This is a genomic window from Escherichia sp. GZ89, from assembly GCF_019366485.1.
GTDB lineage: Bacteria > Pseudomonadota > Gammaproteobacteria > Enterobacterales > Enterobacteriaceae > Escherichia > Escherichia fergusonii.
Genome location: NZ_JAEOHX010000004.1, coordinates 99,435 through 119,049, shown reverse-complemented (window position 1 = coordinate 119,049; position 19,615 = coordinate 99,435). Strand labels below are relative to the sequence as shown.

The 19,615-nt window shown below is 52.1% G+C and carries 16 protein-coding genes; 12 read left to right on the top strand and 4 right to left on the bottom strand.

The features are described from left to right. Nucleotides 1-190 precede the first annotated feature (190 nt). The 4 genes from tamA (at nucleotide 191) to K0335_RS08845 (ending at nucleotide 7,663) form a co-directional block, all read left to right on the top strand. Complete coding sequence (gene tamA / locus K0335_RS08860; RefSeq protein WP_001269286.1) at nucleotides 191-1,924, top strand: autotransporter assembly complex protein TamA; 1,734 nt, start codon at nucleotides 191-193, stop codon at nucleotides 1,922-1,924. After that, nucleotides 1,921-5,697 (top strand): autotransporter assembly complex protein TamB, encoded by a 3,777-nt coding sequence (gene tamB / locus K0335_RS08855; RefSeq protein WP_104919900.1) that lies wholly within the window; start codon nucleotides 1,921-1,923, stop codon nucleotides 5,695-5,697. The genes tamA and tamB overlap by 4 nt, the downstream gene beginning before the upstream one ends. 2 nt (nucleotides 5,698-5,699) lie before the next feature. Beyond that, nucleotides 5,700-6,041, top strand: a complete 342-nt coding sequence (locus K0335_RS08850; RefSeq protein ID WP_001219160.1) for a gamma-glutamylcyclotransferase — start codon at nucleotides 5,700-5,702, stop codon at nucleotides 6,039-6,041. 149 nt (nucleotides 6,042-6,190) lie between these two features. Continuing rightward, nucleotides 6,191-7,663, top strand: coding sequence for a tetratricopeptide repeat protein (locus tag K0335_RS08845; RefSeq protein WP_219393796.1), 1,473 nt, complete (start codon nucleotides 6,191-6,193; stop codon nucleotides 7,661-7,663). Nucleotides 7,664-8,075: 412 nt separating this feature from the next. On the opposite strand, the gene ppa is transcribed toward K0335_RS08845, so the two are convergent. Continuing rightward, nucleotides 8,076-8,606, bottom strand: a complete 531-nt coding sequence (gene ppa / locus K0335_RS08840; protein ID WP_000055072.1) for an inorganic diphosphatase — start codon at nucleotides 8,604-8,606, stop codon at nucleotides 8,076-8,078. A 309-nt stretch (nucleotides 8,607-8,915) separates the two neighbouring features. Here ppa and ytfQ point away from each other — a divergent pair, with 309 nt between their 5' ends. The 4 genes from ytfQ (at nucleotide 8,916) to yjfF (ending at nucleotide 13,525) form a co-directional block, all read left to right on the top strand. Next, nucleotides 8,916-9,872 (top strand): galactofuranose ABC transporter substrate-binding protein YtfQ, encoded by a 957-nt coding sequence (gene ytfQ, locus K0335_RS08835; RefSeq protein WP_000265933.1) that lies wholly within the window; start codon nucleotides 8,916-8,918, stop codon nucleotides 9,870-9,872. Between the two features lie 132 nt (nucleotides 9,873-10,004). Next, entirely contained in the window at nucleotides 10,005-11,507 is a 1,503-nt protein-coding gene (gene ytfR, locus K0335_RS08830) for a galactofuranose ABC transporter, ATP-binding protein YtfR (protein WP_104919903.1), read from the top strand. A 13-nt stretch (nucleotides 11,508-11,520) separates the two neighbouring features. Beyond that, nucleotides 11,521-12,543 carry a galactofuranose ABC transporter, ATP-binding protein YtfT gene (gene ytfT / locus K0335_RS08825; protein WP_219393808.1) on the top strand — a complete coding sequence of 341 codons (1,023 nt, stop codon included), beginning with the start codon at nucleotides 11,521-11,523 and terminating at the stop codon, nucleotides 12,541-12,543. Further along, nucleotides 12,530-13,525, top strand: coding sequence for a galactofuranose ABC transporter, permease protein YjfF (gene yjfF, locus K0335_RS08820; RefSeq protein WP_000596013.1), 996 nt, complete (start codon nucleotides 12,530-12,532; stop codon nucleotides 13,523-13,525). The genes ytfT and yjfF overlap by 14 nt, the downstream gene beginning before the upstream one ends. A gap of 32 nt (nucleotides 13,526-13,557) precedes the next feature. Here yjfF and fbp read toward each other — a convergent pair whose 3' ends face one another. Beyond that, nucleotides 13,558-14,556, bottom strand: a complete 999-nt coding sequence (gene fbp / locus K0335_RS08815) for a class 1 fructose-bisphosphatase (RefSeq protein WP_000853758.1) — start codon at nucleotides 14,554-14,556, stop codon at nucleotides 13,558-13,560. Between the two features lie 175 nt (nucleotides 14,557-14,731). Between fbp and mpl the strand changes: the two genes are divergently transcribed. Further along, entirely contained in the window at nucleotides 14,732-16,105 is a 1,374-nt protein-coding gene (gene mpl / locus K0335_RS08810) for a UDP-N-acetylmuramate:L-alanyl-gamma-D-glutamyl-meso-diaminopimelate ligase (RefSeq protein ID WP_001219809.1), read from the top strand. 82 nt (nucleotides 16,106-16,187) lie between these two features. Here mpl and yjgA read toward each other — a convergent pair whose 3' ends face one another. Then, nucleotides 16,188-16,739 carry a ribosome biogenesis factor YjgA gene (yjgA, locus tag K0335_RS08805; RefSeq protein WP_219393795.1) on the bottom strand — a complete coding sequence of 184 codons (552 nt, stop codon included), beginning with the start codon at nucleotides 16,737-16,739 and terminating at the stop codon, nucleotides 16,188-16,190. Nucleotides 16,740-16,832: 93 nt separating this feature from the next. On the opposite strand from yjgA, the gene pmbA reads away from it, so the two are divergent. From pmbA to K0335_RS08790, 3 genes are all read left to right on the top strand, one after another. After that, nucleotides 16,833-18,185, top strand: a complete 1,353-nt coding sequence (pmbA, locus tag K0335_RS08800) for a metalloprotease PmbA (RefSeq protein ID WP_001162157.1) — start codon at nucleotides 16,833-16,835, stop codon at nucleotides 18,183-18,185. A gap of 52 nt (nucleotides 18,186-18,237) precedes the next feature. Continuing rightward, nucleotides 18,238-18,624, top strand: coding sequence for a cytochrome b562 (cybC, locus tag K0335_RS08795; protein WP_001232264.1), 387 nt, complete (start codon nucleotides 18,238-18,240; stop codon nucleotides 18,622-18,624). Between the two features lie 191 nt (nucleotides 18,625-18,815). Then, nucleotides 18,816-19,055, top strand: coding sequence for a type II toxin-antitoxin system RelB/DinJ family antitoxin (locus tag K0335_RS08790; protein WP_000212716.1), 240 nt, complete (start codon nucleotides 18,816-18,818; stop codon nucleotides 19,053-19,055). Here K0335_RS08790 and nrdG read toward each other — a convergent pair whose 3' ends face one another. After that, a complete protein-coding gene (nrdG, locus tag K0335_RS08785; protein WP_219393794.1) occupies nucleotides 19,056-19,520 on the bottom strand; it encodes an anaerobic ribonucleoside-triphosphate reductase-activating protein in 465 nt (154 codons plus the stop codon). Between the last annotated feature and the right edge of the window lie 95 nt (nucleotides 19,521-19,615).

Sequence of the window (19,615 nt, the reverse complement as noted above, 5' to 3'; positions counted from 1 at the left end):
AAAATCGGTCATTGGCGTTAAGGTTGTAACAAGAGACGTATTTGCACACAATAACCGCTGTGAATAGGTCTAAAGTAAAACATAAGAAATATTTGGGATTTAGTCTGCTTTTTAATCCATGATGTTGGGTTTTTATTAAGCCGTGAAGCGGTGTTCAAGGGGCTGGAATAAAGGATATTCAGGAGAAAATGTGCGCTATATCCGACAGTTATGCTGTGCAAGCTTACTCTGCTTAAGCGGCTCTGCCGTTGCCGCGAATGTCCGTCTGGAAGTCAAAGGGCTATCAGGGGCGCTTGAGAAGAACGTTCGTGCCCAGCTTTCTACTATTCAAAGTGATGAAGTTACACCAGATCAGCGCTTTCGTGCGCGCGTGGATGATGCCATCCGCGAAGGTCTGAAAGCGTTGGGGTATTACCAGCCAACCATTGAATTTGATCTCCGTCCACCGCCAAAGAAAGGGCGGCAGGTTTTGATCGCCAACGTCACGCCAGGCGTTCCGGTGTTAATTGGTGGCACCGATGTGGTATTGCGCGGCGGCGCGCGGACCGATAAAGACTATTTGAAATTGCTCGATACTCGCCCGGCGATTGGCACTGTTCTGAACCAGGGCGATTATGAAAATTTCAAAAAGTCCTTAACCAGCATTGCGTTGCGTAAAGGCTATTTCGATAGCGAATTTACCAAAGCGCAGCTGGGCATTGCGCTCGGCCTGCATAAAGCCTTCTGGGATATTGATTATAATAGTGGCGAACGTTACCGCTTTGGGCATGTGACCTTTGAAGGATCACAAATTCGTGACGAATACCTGCAAAATCTGGTGCCGTTCAAAGAGGGCGATGAGTACGAATCGAAAGATCTGGCGGAACTGAACCGCCGACTTTCTGCTACCGGCTGGTTTAATTCGGTGGTGGTGGCACCACAATTTGATAAAGCGCGCGAAACGAAAGTATTACCGTTGACGGGCGTGGTTTCGCCGCGCACAGAAAACACCATCGAAACCGGGGTCGGTTACTCTACGGACGTGGGGCCACGAGTTAAGGCGACGTGGAAAAAACCATGGATGAACTCGTACGGTCATAGCCTGACCACCAGCACCAGTATTTCTGCACCGGAGCAGATCCTTGATTTCAGCTATAAAATTCCACTGCTTAAGAACCCCCTGGAACAATATTATTTGGTGCAGGGCGGTTTTAAGCGTACTGACCTGAACGATACCGAGTCTGACTCCACGACGCTGGTGGCTTCTCGCTACTGGGATCTTTCCAGCGGCTGGCAACGCGCGATTAACCTGCGCTGGAGTCTCGACCACTTTACTCAGGGCGAAGTCACCAACACCACGATGCTGTTTTATCCGGGGGTGATGATTAGCCGCACGCGTTCTCGCGGTGGCCTGATGCCAACCTGGGGCGACTCGCAACGCTACTCTATCGACTACTCCAACACCGCCTGGGGCTCAGATGTCGATTTCTCCGTTTTCCAGGCGCAAAACGTCTGGATCCGTACACTGTACGATCGCCATCGTTTTGTTACGCGCGGTACGTTGGGCTGGATTGAAACGGGTGACTTCGACAAAGTACCGCCGGATCTGCGTTTCTTCGCCGGGGGCGACCGCAGTATTCGTGGCTATAAATACAAATCTATCGCCCCGAAATACCCGGACGGCGACCTGAAAGGGGCCTCGAAGTTGATAACCGGATCGCTGGAGTACCAGTACAACGTCACCGGAAAATGGTGGGGCGCGGTGTTTGTCGATAGCGGCGAAGCGGTGAGCGATATCCGTCGTAGTAACTTTAAAACTGGCACCGGGGTTGGCGTGCGCTGGGAATCGCCAGTCGGGCCAATCAAACTCGATTTTGCCGTACCGGTCGCGGATAAAGACGAACACGGGTTACAGTTTTACATCGGTCTGGGGCCAGAATTATGAGTTTATGGAAAAAAATCAGCCTCGGCGTGGTTATCGTTATCTTACTGTTGCTGGGATCGGTGGCGTTTCTGGTGGGCACCACCAGCGGCCTGCATCTGGTATTTAAAGCGGCAGATCGCTGGGTGCCGGGGCTGGATATTGGCAAGGTCAGCGGCGGCTGGCGCGATCTCACCTTGTCTGATGTTCGTTATGAGCAGCCAGGCGTGGCGGTAAAAGCGGGTAATCTACATCTGGCAGTCGGGCTGGATTGTCTGTGGAACAGCAGCGTTTGCATTAATGACCTGGCGCTGAAAGACATTCAGGTCAACATCGACAGCAAAAAAATGCCCCCTTCTGAACAGGTTGAAGAAGAAGACAGTGGGCCGCTGGATCTCTCCACGCCCTATCCCATCACCCTGACGCGGGTGGCGCTGGACAACGTCAACATCAAGATTGATGACACCACGGTGTCGGTGATGGACTTCACCTCCGGCCTGAACTGGCAGGAGAAAACCCTGACCCTGAAACCGACGTCGCTGAAAGGCCTGTTGATTGCTTTGCCGAAAGTGGCGGAAGTGGCGCAGGAAGAAGTGGTCGAACCGAAGATTGAAAATCCGCAGCCGGATGAAAAACCGCTCGGCGAAACGCTGAAAGATCTCTTTTCTCGCCCGGTATTGCCGGAAATGACCGACGTGCATTTGCCGCTCAACCTGAATATTGAAGAGTTTAAGGGTGAGCAGCTGCGCGTGACGGGCGACACGGACATCACCGTGAGCACCATGCTGCTGAAAGTGAGCAGCATCGACGGTAATACCAAACTGGACGCCCTGGATATCGATTCCAATCAAGGGATCGTCAACGCCAGCGGCACGGCGCAGCTATCAGACAACTGGCCGGTGGATATCACCCTCAACAGCACACTGAACGTGGAGCCGCTGAAAGGCGAAAAGGTGAAGCTGAAAGTGGGCGGTGCGCTGCGCGAACAGCTGGAGATTGGCGTTAACCTTTCCGGTCCGGTGGATATGGATTTACGCGCCCAGACGCGACTGGCGGAAGCAGGATTGCCGCTCAACGTGGAAGTGAACAGCAAACAGCTTTACTGGCCGTTCACTGGTGAGAAACAGTATCAGGCGGATGATCTGAAATTGAAACTCACCGGTAAAATGACCGATTACACGATCTCTATGCGTACGGTAGTGAAGGGGCAGGAGATCCCGCCCGCGACCATTACCCTTGATGCCAAAGGCAATGAACAGCAGGTCAATCTCGACAAACTCACCGTCGCGGCGCTGGAAGGGAAAACTGAACTCAAGGCGCTACTCGACTGGCAGCAGGCAATTAGCTGGCGCGGTGAGTTAACGCTTAATGGCATTAACACCGCGAAAGAGTTCCCGGAGTGGCCGTCGAAACTCAATGGTTTGATTAAAACGCGCGGTAGTCTGTATGGCGGCACCTGGCAGATGGACGTGCCGGAGTTGAAGCTGACCGGTAACGTCAAACAGAACAAAGTGAATGTTGACGGTACACTAAAAGGCAACAGTTACATGCAGTGGACCATCCCTGGGTTGCATCTGGAACTGGGGCCAAACAGTGCCGAAGTGAAAGGTGAACTGGGGGTAAAAGATCTCAATCTTGATGCCTCCATCAACGCGCCGGGGCTGGATAATGCGCTACCAGGACTGGGTGGTACAGCGAAAGGGTTGGTGAAAGTACGCGGCACGGTGGAAGCGCCACAACTACTGGCAGATATCACCGCGCGCGGCCTGCGCTGGCAGGAACTTTCCGTGGCTCAGGTTCGCGTGGAAGGCGATATCAAATCCACTGACCAGATTGCGGGTAAACTTGACGTACGCGTTGAGCAAATCTCGCAGCCGGATGTGAATATCAACCTCGTCACCCTGAATGCGAAAGGTAGTGAAAAGCAGCATGAGTTACAGTTGCGGATTCAGGGTGAGCCGGTTTCCGGGCAGCTTAATCTGGCAGGCAGTTTTGATCGCAAAGAAGAACGCTGGAAGGGAACACTTAGCAATACCCGCTTCCAGACACCAGTCGGTCCGTGGACGCTGACCCGTGATATTGCGCTGGACTACCGCAATCAGGAGCAAAAAATCAGCATCGGGCCACACTGCTGGCTTAACCCGAATGCAGAACTGTGCGTGCCACAAACCATTGATGCCGGGGCTGAAGGGCGTGCGGTGGTGAATCTCAACCGCTTCGACCTGGCCATGCTGAAACCGTTTATGCCAGAAACCACTCAGGCCAGCGGTATCTTCACGGGTAAAGCGGATGTCGCCTGGGACACCACCAAAGAGGGACTGCCGCAGGGCAGTATCACACTTTCGGGGCGTAACGTGCAGGTAACGCAAACCGTCAACGATGCGGCGCTGCCCGTGGCGTTTCAGACGCTGAATCTGACGGCGGAACTGCGTAACAACCGTGCTGAACTGGGCTGGACCATCCGCCTGACCAATAACGGCCAGTTTGATGGGCAGGTGCAGGTGACCGATCCACAAGGCCGCCGTAATCTTGGTGGTAACGTCAATATCCGTAACTTCAACCTTGCGATGATAAACCCCATCTTTACCCGTGGGGAAAAAGCAGCGGGGATGGTGAGTGCCAACTTGCGTCTGGGGGGTGATGTACAAAGCCCGCAGTTGTTTGGTCAGCTCCAGGTTACGGGTGTGGATATCGACGGCAACTTTATGCCGTTTGATATGCAGCCGAGCCAGCTTGCGGTTAATTTTAACGGTATGCGCTCGACGCTTGCCGGTACTGTGCGGACCCAACAGGGAGAAATCTACCTGAGTGGTGACGCCGACTGGAGCCAGATTGAAAACTGGCGGGCGAGGGTAACCGCGAAAGGCAGTAAGGTACGGATCACCGTGCCGCCGATGGTACGAATGGATGTATCCCCAGATGTTGTATTCGAGGCTACACCAAACCTGTTTACTCTCGACGGTCGCGTGGATGTCCCTTGGGCGCGCATTGTGGTGCATGAGCTGCCGGAAAGCGCGGTGGGCGTTTCCAGCGATGTGGTGATGCTTAACGATAACCTGCAACCGGAAGAGCCGAAAACGGCGTCGATTCCGATTAACAGCAACCTGATTGTCCACGTTGGCAACAATGTGCGCATTGACGCTTTCGGCCTGAAAGCGCGGCTGACGGGCGATCTCAACGTCGTACAGGACAAACAAGGACTGGGCCTGAACGGGCAGATCAACATCCCTGAAGGTCGCTTCCATGCCTATGGTCAGGATCTGATTGTGCGTAAGGGTGAGCTACTGTTCTCTGGTCCGCCGGATCAACCGTATCTTAATATCGAAGCTATTCGTAACCCGGATGCTACAGAAGACGACGTAATCGCCGGAGTTCGAGTCACTGGTCTGGCGGACGAACCGAAAGCGGAGATCTTCTCTGACCCGGCGATGTCGCAACAGGCCGCGCTTTCCTACCTGCTACGTGGACAAGGGTTGGAGAGCGATCAGAGTGACAGTGCGGCGATGACCTCAATGCTGATTGGTCTGGGGGTTGCACAAAGTGGTCAGATTGTGGGTAAAATCGGCGAGACGTTTGGCGTAAGCAATTTAGCGCTCGACACAGAGGGAGTAGGCGACTCCTCCCAGGTGGTGGTCAGCGGCTATGTATTGCCAGGTCTGCAAGTGAAATACGGCGTGGGTATATTTGACTCAATAGCAACACTCACGTTACGTTATCGCCTGATGCCTAAGCTATATCTGGAAGCCGTGTCTGGTGTAGACCAGGCACTGGATTTGCTCTATCAGTTCGAGTTTTAGCAATGCGAATATTTGTCTACGGCAGTTTACGCCACAAACAAGGCAACAGTCACTGGATGACCAATGCCCAGTTACTGGGCGATTTCAGTATCGATAACTACCAGTTGTATAGCCTGGGCCACTATCCAGGCGCAGTTCCGGGGAACGGAACAGTACACGGTGAAGTTTATCGTATTGACAACGCCACGCTGGCCGAACTTGATGCCTTGCGCACCAGGGGCGGTGAATACGCGCGCCAGTTGATTCAGACGCCGTACGGGAGTGCATGGATGTACGTTTATCAACGACCCGTCGATGGATTAAAGCTAATTGAAAGCGGCGACTGGTTAGACAGGGATAAGTAACCATATGCATACGCCACCTTCGGGTGGCGTTGTTTTATCCAGCTGCCTGAATGTATTCCGAATTTGACGCCATTCTTATCTTTTCTTAAATGCTGATTTGTTGTGCAGTGTTATAAACACCTGGCACGCTCAACAAGGACGCGACCTCAATGAAAAAATCTCTTCTGGCTGCACTGCTGACAGGACTGTTTGCACTCGTTTCTCTTCCCGCTTTGGGAAATGTCAATTTCGAGCAATTAAAGCAAAAAGCTGAACGTGGAGAAGCGAAAGCACAGCTGGAGCTGGGATATCGCTATTTTCAGGGTAATGAAACGACAAAGGATCTCACCCAGGCGATTGACTGGTTTCGCCGTGCCGCAGAGCAGGGATACACCCCGGCAGAATTTGTACTGGGGTTACGCTATATGAGCGGTGAAGGTGTGCCGCAAGATTATGCTCAGGCGGTTATCTGGTACAAAAAAGCAGCACTGAAGGGGCTTCCACAGGCGCAGCAGAATTTGGGTGTAATGTACCATGACGGTAAGGGTGTGAAGATTGATAAAGCCGAATCTGTGAAATGGTTTCGCCTGGCAGCAGAGCAAGGTCGTGACAGCGGCCAGCAAAGTATGGGAGATGCATATTTTGAAGGCGATGGCGTAACGCGGGATTACGTTATGGCACGTGAGTGGTATAGCAAAGCAGCGGAACAAGGTAACGTCTGGTCCTGTAATCAGCTTGGTTATATTTATTCCAAAGGTTTAGGTGTTGAAAAAAACGATGCTATATCGGCGCAATGGTATCGAAAACCAGCGACATCCGGCGACGAGTTAGGGCAGCTTCATTTGGCTGATATGTACTATTTCGGTATCGGTGTTACTCAGGATTACACTCAATCGCGGATATTGTTTACCCAGTCGGCAGAGCAGGGAAATGCTATTGCACAGTATCGACTGGGATACATATTAGAAGAAGGTTTGGCGGGTGCGAAAGAGCCGTTAAAAGCACTGGAGTGGTACCGTAAATCGGCAGAACAGGGCAATGCTATTGGGCAATATTATTTAGCTGAAATATATATCAGGCGCGCAGAAGGCATTCCCTATAACCGTGAGCAAGCTATCTATTGGTACACCAAATCGGCAGAACAGGGGGATACTGATGCTCAGGTTAATCTCGGGGCATTATTGTATCGACATGGTTCCGAAGAAGAACAGAGAAGGGCCGTGGACTGGTATCGCAAGGCGGCTGAAGAGGGAGTGGCAATGGCGCAATTTAATTTGGGTAATGCTTTACTCCAGGGAAAAGGTGTTAAAAAAGATGAGCAACAAGCCGCAATCTGGATGCGAAAAGCCGCAGAGCAAGGATTTAGTTCAGCGCAGGTGCAATTAGGTGAAATCTATTATTATGGCTTGGGCGTAGAACGTGATTATGTGCAGGCCTGGGCGTGGTTCGATACCGCATCGACCAATGATATGAATCTTTTTGGTACGGAAAACCGCAATATTACAGAGAAAAAGCTGACAGCCAAACAACTGCAACAGGCTGAATTATTATCGCAACAATATATAGAAAAATATGCCCCGGAAGCCTGGGCGAGAATGCAAAAGCTTAACGCACGATCTACTGTAACGACGGGTAATAAATAACGGGTAACTGTCAGATCAGGTTTGCGCTAATACCACTCAACCAATGCCACCTGCGGGTGGCGTTATTTTTTTGCGAGACGAATCGTATTCTTTTTTGTAACTTCCTCGCCTTTTGCTTTTCCTTCCGAGCCGCTTTCCATATCCGTAAACGCATAAAAAACTCTGCTGGCGTTCACAATTACGCAGGGGTAAAACGGGTACACGCTTTGAACGGTGAGAATGAGTGAGGTTGGCTAACTTCCAGCAAGCGGCTATGAACAGCAAAATGGTGGTCGGGTTTGCTTGTTCTTACCGTTCAAGCCTTTCAACTGCTGAGAATAATGATAGTGGAATAGAGAGTTTATATATTCCGGGCATAAAAAAACCCTTACTAACCGAAGCCCGGCGTTCAGGGTTATTACGCTTGAAGAACTTATTTATTCTTGGCGCGCTCGAAGGAAGCAACGATTTCAGCTTTAGCGGCTTCTGCGTTTTCCCAACCTTCAACTTTTACCCACTTGCCTTTTTCGAGGTCTTTGTAGTGCTCGAAGAAGTGAGCGATCTGAGCTTTCAGCAGTTCAGGCAGATCGTTTACGTCTTTAATGTGATCGTATTCTTTGCTCAGCTTAGTGTGCGGAACAGCAATCAGTTTCGCATCTTCACCGGCTTCGTCGGTCATTTTCAGAACGCCAACCGGACGGCAGCGGATCACTGAACCCGGCTGCAGCGGGTACGGAGTTGGGACCAGTACGTCAACCGGGTCACCGTCCAGAGACAGGGTGTGGTTGATGTAACCGTAGTTGCACGGATAGAACATCGCGGTGGACATGAAGCGGTCAACGAACAGTGCGCCGCTCTCTTTGTCGATTTCGTATTTGATCGGATCTGCGTTAGCCGGGATTTCAATAACAACGTAGATGTCTTCCGGCAGATCTTTACCCGCAGGGACGTTGAGTAAGCTCATGTCTGTTTCCTTTAAAAATATGTGGCAAACAAGTGCCGAGTATTATAGCCAACTCGCGGCGAAAGTCTTCGCTTGTTTTCGCTCACTTTGTACTTCCGCCATCGTTTTAAGACGCTTCGTATAGCAGGAATATCCATAACAACAGTCGCTTTTTTAATGGCGTTATGAAAGCGATTACAAACTTGTGATTAACGTTTTATTTACTTTTTTGAAGTGTGATGTAACGCAATTCGTTACATGACCGATTGTCTATAGTTTTTTCGCGAACATCTTTTAACCAATAATAACTACCCCGACGAGGACAACCCTATGTGGAAACGCTTACTTGTAGTCTCTGCAGTCTCGGCAGCCATGTCGTCTATGGCGTTGGCCGCTCCATTAACCGTTGGATTTTCGCAGGTCGGATCGGAATCCGGCTGGCGTGCCGCTGAAACCAACGTGGCGAAAAGTGAAGCCGAAAAACGCGGTATCACGTTGAAAATTGCCGATGGTCAGCAAAAGCAGGAAAACCAGATTAAAGCGGTACGTTCCTTCGTTGCACAAGGGGTGGATGCGATCTTTATCGCTCCGGTGGTGGCGACTGGTTGGGAACCGGTATTAAAAGAGGCGAAAGATGCCGAAATCCCGGTCTTCTTGCTCGATCGTTCCATCGATGTGAAAGACAAATCTCTCTATATGACCACCGTGACTGCCGACAACATCCTCGAAGGTAAGTTGATCGGTGACTGGCTGGTAAAAGAAGTGAATGGCAAACCGTGTAACGTGGTGGAGTTGCAGGGCACCGTTGGAGCCAGCGTCGCCATTGACCGTAAGAAAGGCTTTGCCGAAGCCATTAAGAATGCGCCAAACATCAAAATTATCCGCTCGCAGTCTGGTGACTTCACCCGTAGTAAAGGCAAAGAAGTGATGGAGAGCTTTATCAAAGCGGAAAACAACGGCAAAAACATCTGCATGGTTTACGCCCATAACGATGACATGGTGATTGGCGCGATTCAGGCAATTAAAGAAGCGGGCCTGAAACCGGGCAAAGATATCCTGACAGGCTCTATCGACGGCGTGCCGGACATCTACAAAGCGATGATTGATGGCGAAGCGAACGCCAGCGTTGAACTGACGCCGAATATGGCAGGCCCCGCTTTTGATGCGCTGGAGAAATATAAAAAAGACGGCACCATGCCTGAAAAGCTGACGTTAACCAAGTCCACCCTTTATCTGCCTGATACTGCAAAAGAAGAGTTAGAGAAGAAGAAAAATATGGGGTATTGAGGGGCATCAATACCTGATGCCGACTTGTATGCTGCCGGATAAGGCGTGTATGCCGCATCCGGCGGTTGTGCAAGATGCCTGATGCGACGCTGTTGTGTCTTATCTGGCGCACGCTTTACAACGGGGGAAACTATGAATACTAACCAACACCTGGAAATCCTCCACACCGAAGGATTAAGTAAATTTTTCCCCGGCGTCAAAGCGTTAGACAACGTTGATTTCAGCCTGCGCCGTGGTGAAATCATGGCGCTGCTCGGTGAAAACGGGGCGGGAAAATCAACGCTAATCAAAGCATTAACCGGCGTTTACCACGCCGATCGCGGCACCATATGGCTGGAAGGTCAGGCTATCTCACCGAAAAACACCGCCCACGCACAACAGCTAGGCATCGGCACCGTCTATCAGGAAGTCAACCTGCTACCCAATATGTCGGTTGCTGATAATCTATTCATAGGTCGCGAACCCAAACGTTTCGGCCTTCTACGCCGTAAAGAGATGGAAAAGCGCGCCACTGAACTGATGGCATCTTACGGTTTCTCCCTCGACGTGCGGGAACCGCTCAACCGCTTTTCAGTCGCGATGCAGCAAATCGTCGCCATTTGTCGGGCCATTGATCTCTCCGCCAAAGTGCTGATCCTCGATGAACCCACCGCCAGCCTCGACACTCAGGAAGTAGAGTTACTGTTTGGCCTGATGCATCAGTTGCGCGATCGCGGCGTCAGCCTGATCTTTGTCACTCACTTTCTCGATCAGGTCTATCAGGTCAGCGATCGGATCACTGTCTTACGCAACGGCAGTTTTGTTGGCTGTCGGGAAACCCGCGAGCTACCGCAGATCGAACTGGTAAAAATGATGCTGGGGCGCGAACTGGACACCCACGCGCTGCAGCGTGCCGGGCGAACATTGTTAAGCGACAAACCCGTTGCCGCGTTCAAAAATTACGGCAAAAAAGGAACAATCGCACCGTTCGATCTCGAAGTGCGCCCCGGCGAGATCGTCGGACTGGCAGGTCTGCTGGGATCCGGACGTACCGAAACCGCCGAAGTGATCTTCGGTATCAAACCTGCTGACAGCGGCACGGCGTTGATCAAAGGCAAACAGCAAACCCTGCGATCCCCACATCAGGCGTCGGTACTGGGTATCGGCTTCTGCCCGGAAGACAGGAAAACCGATGGCATCATCGCCGCCGCCTCGGTGCGGGAAAATATCATCCTCGCTCTCCAGGCCCAGCGCGGCTGGTTACGGCCGATTTCGCGCAAAGAACAGCAAGAGATTGCCGAACGCTTTATCCGCCAGCTTGGCATTCGCACACCTTCCACCGAACAGCCGATTGAGTTTCTCTCCGGTGGCAATCAGCAAAAAGTGCTGCTCTCTCGCTGGCTGCTGACTCGTCCACAATTTCTGATCCTCGACGAGCCAACGCGCGGCATTGATGTTGGTGCCCACGCTGAGATCATCCGCCTGATTGAAACGCTATGCGCCGATGGTCTGGCGCTGCTGGTGATCTCCTCCGAACTGGAAGAACTGGTGGGCTATGCCGACCGGGTGATTATCATGCGCGATCGCAAACAGGTTGCGGAGATCCCGCTGGCAGAGCTTTCCGTTCCGGCGATCATGAACGCCATTGCGGCGTAAGGAGAACTGTGTGATGCCTCAATCTCTCCCGGACACTACGCCGTCGAAAAGGCGCTTTCGCTGGCCAACGGGAATGCCGCAGCTGGCGGCGCTATTGCTGGTGCTGCTGGTCGATAGCCTGGTGGCCCCGCATTTCTGGCAGGTCGTGCTTCAGGATGGGCGTTTGTTCGGTAGCCCCATCGACATTCTTAATCGCGCCGCCCCGGTTGCGCTACTGGTGATTGGCATGACGCTCGTTATCGCCACCGGTGGTATCGATCTCTCCGTAGGGGCGGTGATGGCTATCGCCGGAGCCACAACGGCTGCGATGACGGTCGCGGGATTCAGCCTGCCAATTGTTTTGTTAAGCGCCCTGGGCACTGGCATCCTGGCGGGATTGTGGAACGGCATACTGGTAGCGATCCTCAAAATTCAGCCGTTTGTCGCCACCTTGATCCTGATGGTCGCCGGGCGCGGCGTGGCGCAACTGATCACCTCCGGGCAGATCGTCACGTTTAACTCGCCGGATCTCTCATGGTTTGGCAGTGGATCGCTGTTGTTCCTGCCAACGCCAGTCATTATTGCGGTGCTGACGCTTCTTCTGTTCTGGCTGTTGACCCGCAAAACGGCACTGGGGATGTTTATCGAAGCTGTTGGTATCAACATTCGGGCGGCAAAAAATGCCGGAGTCAACACGCGGATCATCGTCATGCTCACCTACGTGTTGAGCGGGCTATGTGCGGCGATTGCGGGCATTATCGTGGCGGCGGATATTCGCGGTGCCGATGCCAATAACGCCGGATTATGGCTGGAGCTGGACGCCATTCTTGCGGTGGTGATTGGCGGTGGATCGCTGATGGGCGGACGCTTTAACCTGCTGCTCTCGGTGGTGGGTGCGCTGATTATTCAGGGAATGAACACCGGGATCTTGCTTTCTGGCTTTCCGCCGGAGATGAACCAGGTGGTGAAAGCGGTGGTGGTGCTTTGCGTACTGATTGTTCAGTCGCAACGCTTTATAAGTCTGATTAAAGGAGTGCGTAGACGTGATAAAACGTAACCTGCCGCTTATGATCACCATCGGCGTCTTTGTGCTGGGCTATCTCTACTGCCTGACGCAGTTCCCCGGTTTTGCTTCCACAAGAGTGATCTGCAATATCCTGACCGATAACGCCTTTCTTGGGATCATCGCCGTCGGCATGACTTTTGTGATCCTCTCCGGTGGGATTGATCTCTCCGTCGGTTCGGTGATCGCCTTTACTGGTGTGTTTCTGGCAAAAGTGATTGGCGATTTCGGCCTCTCGCCGCTGCTGGCGTTTCCACTGGTGCTGGTGATGGGCTGTGCCTTCGGCGCATTTATGGGGCTTCTGATTGACGCGCTGAAGATCCCCGCGTTCATCATTACCCTGGCAGGGATGTTCTTTTTGCGTGGCGTTAGCTATCTCGTTTCGGAAGAGTCGATCCCGATAAACCATCCCATTTATGACACGCTTTCAAGCCTGGCGTGGAAAATCCCCGGCGGTGGTCGCTTAAGCGCGATGGGGTTGCTGATGCTGGCAGTGGTGGTAATCGGCATATTTCTCGCGCATCGTACTCGTTTTGGTAATCAGGTATATGCCATTGGTGGCAACGCGACGTCGGCGAACCTGATGGGGATTTCCACTCGCAGCACCACTATCCGCATTTATATGCTCTCCACCGGGCTGGCAACGCTGGCGGGGATAGTCTTCTCGATTTATACCCAGGCCGGATATGCGCTGGCGGGCGTAGGTGTGGAACTGGACGCTATCGCCTCAGTAGTGATTGGCGGTACGTTGTTAAGTGGTGGGGTAGGAACGGTGCTGGGAACGCTTTTTGGCGTGGCGATTCAGGGGCTCATTCAGACTTATATCAACTTTGATGGCACGCTAAGCTCCTGGTGGACGAAAATCGCCATCGGTATTTTGTTATTCATTTTTATTGCCTTACAGCGTGGGTTAACGGTGCTGTGGGAGAATCGTCAGAGTTCGCCAGTGACAAGAATCAATATTGCGCAGGAATAATAACGCCTCTCCGTGTGGAGAGGCGCAGGAGATTACGCGTCCGGGAACTCACGGATAAAGCGTTCGACATCTTCAACCATATGGTCATTGCCAACGAAGAATGAACGGCGCTGGTGCAGGGTTTCCGGGATGATATCCAGAATACGCTCTTTGCCATCGCTCGCTTTACCGCCCGCTTGTTCCGCCAGGAATGCCATCGGGTTGCACTCATACAGCAAACGCAGTTTACCGTCCGGGTGGCTGGCGGTGCTTGGGTAGAGATAAATCCCACCTTTCAGCAGGTTACGGTGGAAATCTGCGACCAGTGAACCGATATAACGTGAGGTATATGGACGGTTGGTGGACTTATCTTCTTCCTGGCAGAATTTAATGTACTTCTTCACCCCGTTCGGAAACTTAATGTAGTTCCCTTCGTTGATGGAGTAGGTTGAGCCTTTCTCCGGGAAACGCATTTTTTCCTGGCACAGGCAGAAAACGCCGAGTGACGGATCATAAGTAAAGGCGTGGACGCCGCAGCCAGTGGTGTAAACCAGCATGGTAGATGAGCCGTATACCACGTAACCTGCCGCAACTTGTTTGTTACCAGGCTGGAGGAAATCTTCTTCCGTTACCGGCGTGCCAACAGGTGTAACGCGGCGGTAGATGGAGAAAATGGTACCGACAGAGACGTTAACATCGATGTTGGACGAGCCATCCAGAGGGTCCATCAGCACAACGTATTTTGCGTGTTCACAGCCATCAAAGACGACAATCCCATCTTCTTCTTCGGATGCAATGCCCGCAACGATATCGCGCGCTTTCAGTGCGGCTTTCAATTTTTCATTAGCGAACAAGTCGAGTTTCTGCTGAACCTCACCCTGCACATTCTCAGCACCGCTGGCACCCAGGATATCAACCAGTCCTGCTTTGTTGATATCGCGATGGATAATCTTGGCGCCCAGTTTTATTGCCGACAGCAAAGCAGTGAGCTCACCGGTAGCATGAGAAAACTCGTGCTGCTTTTCGACAATAAATTCACCTAACGTTTTCATAAAACTTTCCCTGCAATGATTATAGAGTAAAGCGACCGCCACAATCTTAACAAATAATCTGAATGTTGCGCTCAGGTGAATCGCGCCAGCAAATTACGGATTATCCTGAAATGCGTTTCTCAGTTGCCCGACATATGCGTAAAATGAACGGCAGATTAAAAAAGGATAGTGACGTATGCGCATTCATATTTTAGGAATTTGTGGCACGTTTATGGGCGGTCTGGCGATGCTGGCGCGCCAGTTAGGCCATGAAGTAACGGGTTCGGACGCCAATGTGTATCCGCCGATGAGCACCTTACTTGAGAAGCAAGGCATTGAACTGATTCAGGGTTACGATGCCAGCCAGCTCGATCCACAGCCGGATCTGGTGATTATTGGCAACGCCATGACCCGTGGAAATCCGTGTGTGGAAGCGGTACTGGAAAAAAACATCCCTTATATGTCAGGTCCACAGTGGTTGCACGATTTTGTGCTGCGCGACCGCTGGGTGTTGGCCGTTGCCGGTACACACGGCAAAACCACCACCGCGGGAATGACGACCTGGATTCTGGAACAGTGCGGTTACAAACCGGGATTTGTGATTGGTGGTGTGCCGGGGAACTTTGAGGTTTCGGCGCGTCTGGGCGAAAGTGACTTCTTTGTTATTGAAGCGGATGAGTATGACTGTGCCTTCTTCGACAAACGCTCTAAATTTGTCCACTACTGCCCGCGTACGCTGATCCTCAACAACCTTGAGTTCGATCATGCAGATATCTTTGACGACCTGAAAGCGATCCAGAAACAGTTCCACCATCTGGTGCGTATCGTTCCGGGGCAGGGGCGTATTATCTGGCCTGAAAACGACATCAACCTGAAACAGACCATGGCGATGGGCTGCTGGAGCGAGCAGGAGCTGGTGGGCGAGCAGGGGCACTGGCAGGCGAAAAAGCTGACCACTGACGCTTCCGAATGGGAAGTCTTGCTGGATGGCGAAAAAGTGGGCGAAGTGAAATGGTCGCTGGTGGGCGAACATAATATGCACAACGGCCTGATGGCGATTGCGGCGGCCCGTCATGTTGGCGTAGCGCCAGCAGATGCTGCTAACGCGCTGGGTTCGTTTATTAACGCTCGTCGTCGTCTGGAGTTGCGCGGTGAAGCAAATGGCGTGACGGTGTATGACGATTTTGCCCATCACCCGACGGCGATTCTGGCAACGCTGGCGGCGCTGCGTGGCAAAGTTGGCGGTACGGCGCGCATTATTGCCGTGCTGGAACCGCGCTCGAATACCATGAAAATGGGGATCTGCAAAGACGATTTGGCACCGTCGTTAGGTCGTGCCGATGAAGTCTTCTTACTGCAACCGGCGCATATTCCGTGGCAGGTCGCAGAAGTGGCAGAAGCCTGCGTTCAGCCTGCACACTGGAGCGGCGATGTTGATACGCTGGCAGATATGGTGGTGAAAACCGCTCAGCCGGGCGATCACATTCTGGTGATGAGTAACGGCGGTTTTGGTGGTATTCATCAGAAACTGCTGGATGGACTAGCGAAGAAAGCGGAAGCCGCGCAGTAATTCGGCCTCAGCCTGAGATAGTATTGCCGGATAAGGCGTTCACGCCGCATCCGGCAAACCATACTCACATCAACAACGAAAATTACCCTTCGTTTTCCGCTAACTCACGCAGATATTGGAAAATCTGGCGCGCGGATTTCGGCGGCTTATTCCCTTCTTTCTCTTTCTTCGCGTTGCGGATCAGAGTACGCAGTTGCTGACGATCGGCATCGGGCCACAGATTTAATACTTCAGCAATGGCGTCATCACCCTGGTCGATCAGACGATCGCGCAGGTTTTCCAGTTTATGGAACAACACCACCTGCTGGTTGTGGCGATTTTTCAGCTTATCCAGCGCCTGACGGATCGGTTCTACGTCGCGCTGGCGCAGCATCTTACCGATGAGCTGCAACTGGCGGCGGCGACCTTCCATCTTAATACGCTGGGTGAGCTCAATAGCCGCGCGCAGATCCGTGTCTAACGGGATCTTATCCAGCGCGTTTTTCCCCAGATCAACAATTTCTGCGCCAAGGCGTTTTAGCTCCTCGGCATCACGTTTAATTTCACTTTTACTGACCCAGATAATTTCATCGTCTTCGTCTTCGATGTCATCACCGGGAACGTCGTCGAGCCAGTCTTCGGGCTGCTTAGTCATCTCAGGCTCCTTAAAAAAAGAGGCTAATGTTACCAGTTAAGATGCGCACTGAAAAACGGTTCTCTGTTAGACTTCAGAGAAACTCTCTACATTATGGCACTTGCAATGAAAGTAATCTCTCAAGTTGAAGCGCAGCGCAAGATTCTGGAAGACGCAGTTTCCACTGCGCTGGAGTTGGCCTCAGGCAAATCGGACGGTGCGGAAGTTGCCGTCAGCAAGACCACCGGCATTAGCGTTAGCACGCGATATGGCGAAGTGGAGAATGTCGAATTCAATAGCGATGGCGCGCTGGGGATCACTGTTTATCACCAGAACCGCAAAGGCAGCGCATCGTCTACCGATTTAAGTCCGCAGGCCATTGCCCGCACCGTACAGGCAGCGCTGGATATTGCCCGTTATACCTCGCCAGATCCCTGTGCCGGCGTGGCAGACAAAGAGCTGCTGGCCTTTGACGCACCGGATCTCGACTTATTCCACCCTGCGGAAGTTTCCCCGGATGAAGCTATTGAACTGGCTGCTCGCGCAGAACAGGCAGCATTACAGGCGGATAAACGCATCACCAATACCGAAGGCGGCAGTTTTAACAGCCACTACGGCGTAAAAGTTTTTGGCAACAGCCACGGCATGTTGCAGGGTTATTGCTCAACGCGTCATTCACTCTCAAGCTGCGTAATTGCCGAAGAAAATGGCGATATGGAGCGTGATTACGCCTACACCATTGGTCGCGCGATGAGCGATCTGCAAACGCCAGAGTGGGTCGGGGCCGACTGTGCTCGCCGTACTTTATCGCGCCTGTCACCGCGTAAACTTTCCACCATGAAAGCACCGGTAATTTTTGCCAATGAAGTGGCAACCGGGCTTTTTGGCCATCTGGTTGGGGCGATAGCGGGTGGATCGGTCTACCGTAAATCCACCTTCCTGCTGGATTCGCTGGGTAAACAAATTCTACCGGATTGGCTGACTATTGAAGAGCATCCGCATTTGCTGAAAGGGCTGGCATCGACGCCATTCGACAGCGAAGGTGTGCGCACCGAGCGTCGCGATATTATTAAAGATGGCATTCTGACCCAGTGGCTGCTGACCAGCTATTCCGCGCGCAAACTGGGGCTGAAAAGCACCGGACATGCGGGTGGTATTCATAATTGGCGGATTGCCGGGCAAGGGCTAAGCTTCGAACAAATGCTCAAAGAGATGGGCACCGGGCTGGTGGTGACGGAGCTGATGGGCCAGGGCGTGAGTGCCATTACCGGTGATTATTCCCGTGGTGCTGCGGGCTTCTGGGTAGAGAATGGCGAAATTCAGTATCCGGTTAGCGAAATCACCATCGCAGGTAATTTAAAAGATATGTGGCGCAATATTGTCACCGTCGGTAACGATATTGAAACACGCAGCAATATACAGTGTGGTTCTGTGCTGTTGCCGGAGATGAAAATCGCCGGGCAGTAAAAAAAGGCGCGACCTGCCGCGCCAAATCTTAATAAGAAAAAGGAAGTGAGCAATGCGTAAAAGCCTGTTAGCTATTCTTGCAGTCTCCTCGTTGGTATTAAGTTCGGCGTCGTTTGCCGCTGATCTTGAAGACAATATGGAAACCCTCAACGACAATTTAAAAGTGGTCGAAAAAGCCGATAACGCGGCGCAAGTCAAAGACGCGTTAACCAAAATGCGCGCAGCGGCGCTGGATGCGCAAAAAGCAACGCCGCCCAAGCTCGAAGGCAAATCGCCAGACAGCCCGGAGATGAAAGACTTCCGCCACGGTTTCGACATTCTGGTCGGTCAGATTGACGACGCGCTGAAGCTGGCTAATGAAGGTAAAGTAAAAGAAGCGCAGGCTGCCGCAGAGCAACTGAAAACGACCCGCAATTCATATCACAAGAAGTATCGTTAATTCCTCATTGGGCGGTGAAGCATCGCCGCCCAACGCTCTCGTCTCCCTTTGTAAAATCACCGCAAAATCTCTTTTCACTACGGCATATTCCTGCGTGTCGTCCTCATTTTTGCGAGGCGTTTTCCAGAAATGAATGTAATGCATATGTAATGCTATAATGCATTACACTTTTCATAATTACCGGAGGCATAATGGCCACACTTAACGTCCGCCTGGATGACAAACTGAAAAATGAGGCTTATGCGGTGCTGGAAAAATTAAATATCACGCCTACCGAAGCAGTACGGCTGCTGTTTCAGTACGTTGCGGAAAACGGGCGAATGCCGGTAAAAACGCTCACTGTCAGTGATAGTGAAGAAGCTTTGTTACGCACTGTCAGGGAACGACTGGCTAATCCACAAGAGGCCAGTAAGGTCCGACTGGAAGAGTGATTAACGCAAATGATGCACCACCTGATTGCTGCTGCCGCGCCAGATCAGGGAAGGGTCTTTTAAATCCTGCATAAACTTGCCGTCGACCAGAACGTTAATCAAATCAACAACTTGCATTTGCGTCGCGTTGAGTTCGTCGAGTTTATAGCCTGTCCATACCCAGATGTCTTTACCAGGGCACTCGGCGCGGATGCGTTGTACCAGCTTCAGAATATCCGGCACGTTTTGCGGATGTAGCGGGTCGCCGCCAGAGAGGGAAATACCCTGGCGTTTGATGCGGGTGTCATTCAGATCGTTGATGATCTGGTCTTCCATTTCTTTGGTAAATGGCTGACCGGAATTTACCCGCCAGGTGCTTTTGTTATAGCAACCAGGGCATTCATGAATACACCCGGAGACAAACAGGGTGCAACGAGTGCCGGGGCCGTTGACGATGTCGACAGGATAGTACTGATGATAATTCATTATTTCGCCTGGCTTATCAGTCCGCGTGTAGGCCGGATAAGGCGTTTACGCCGCATCCGGCAATCAATGCCTGATGCGACGCTGTCGCGTCTTAT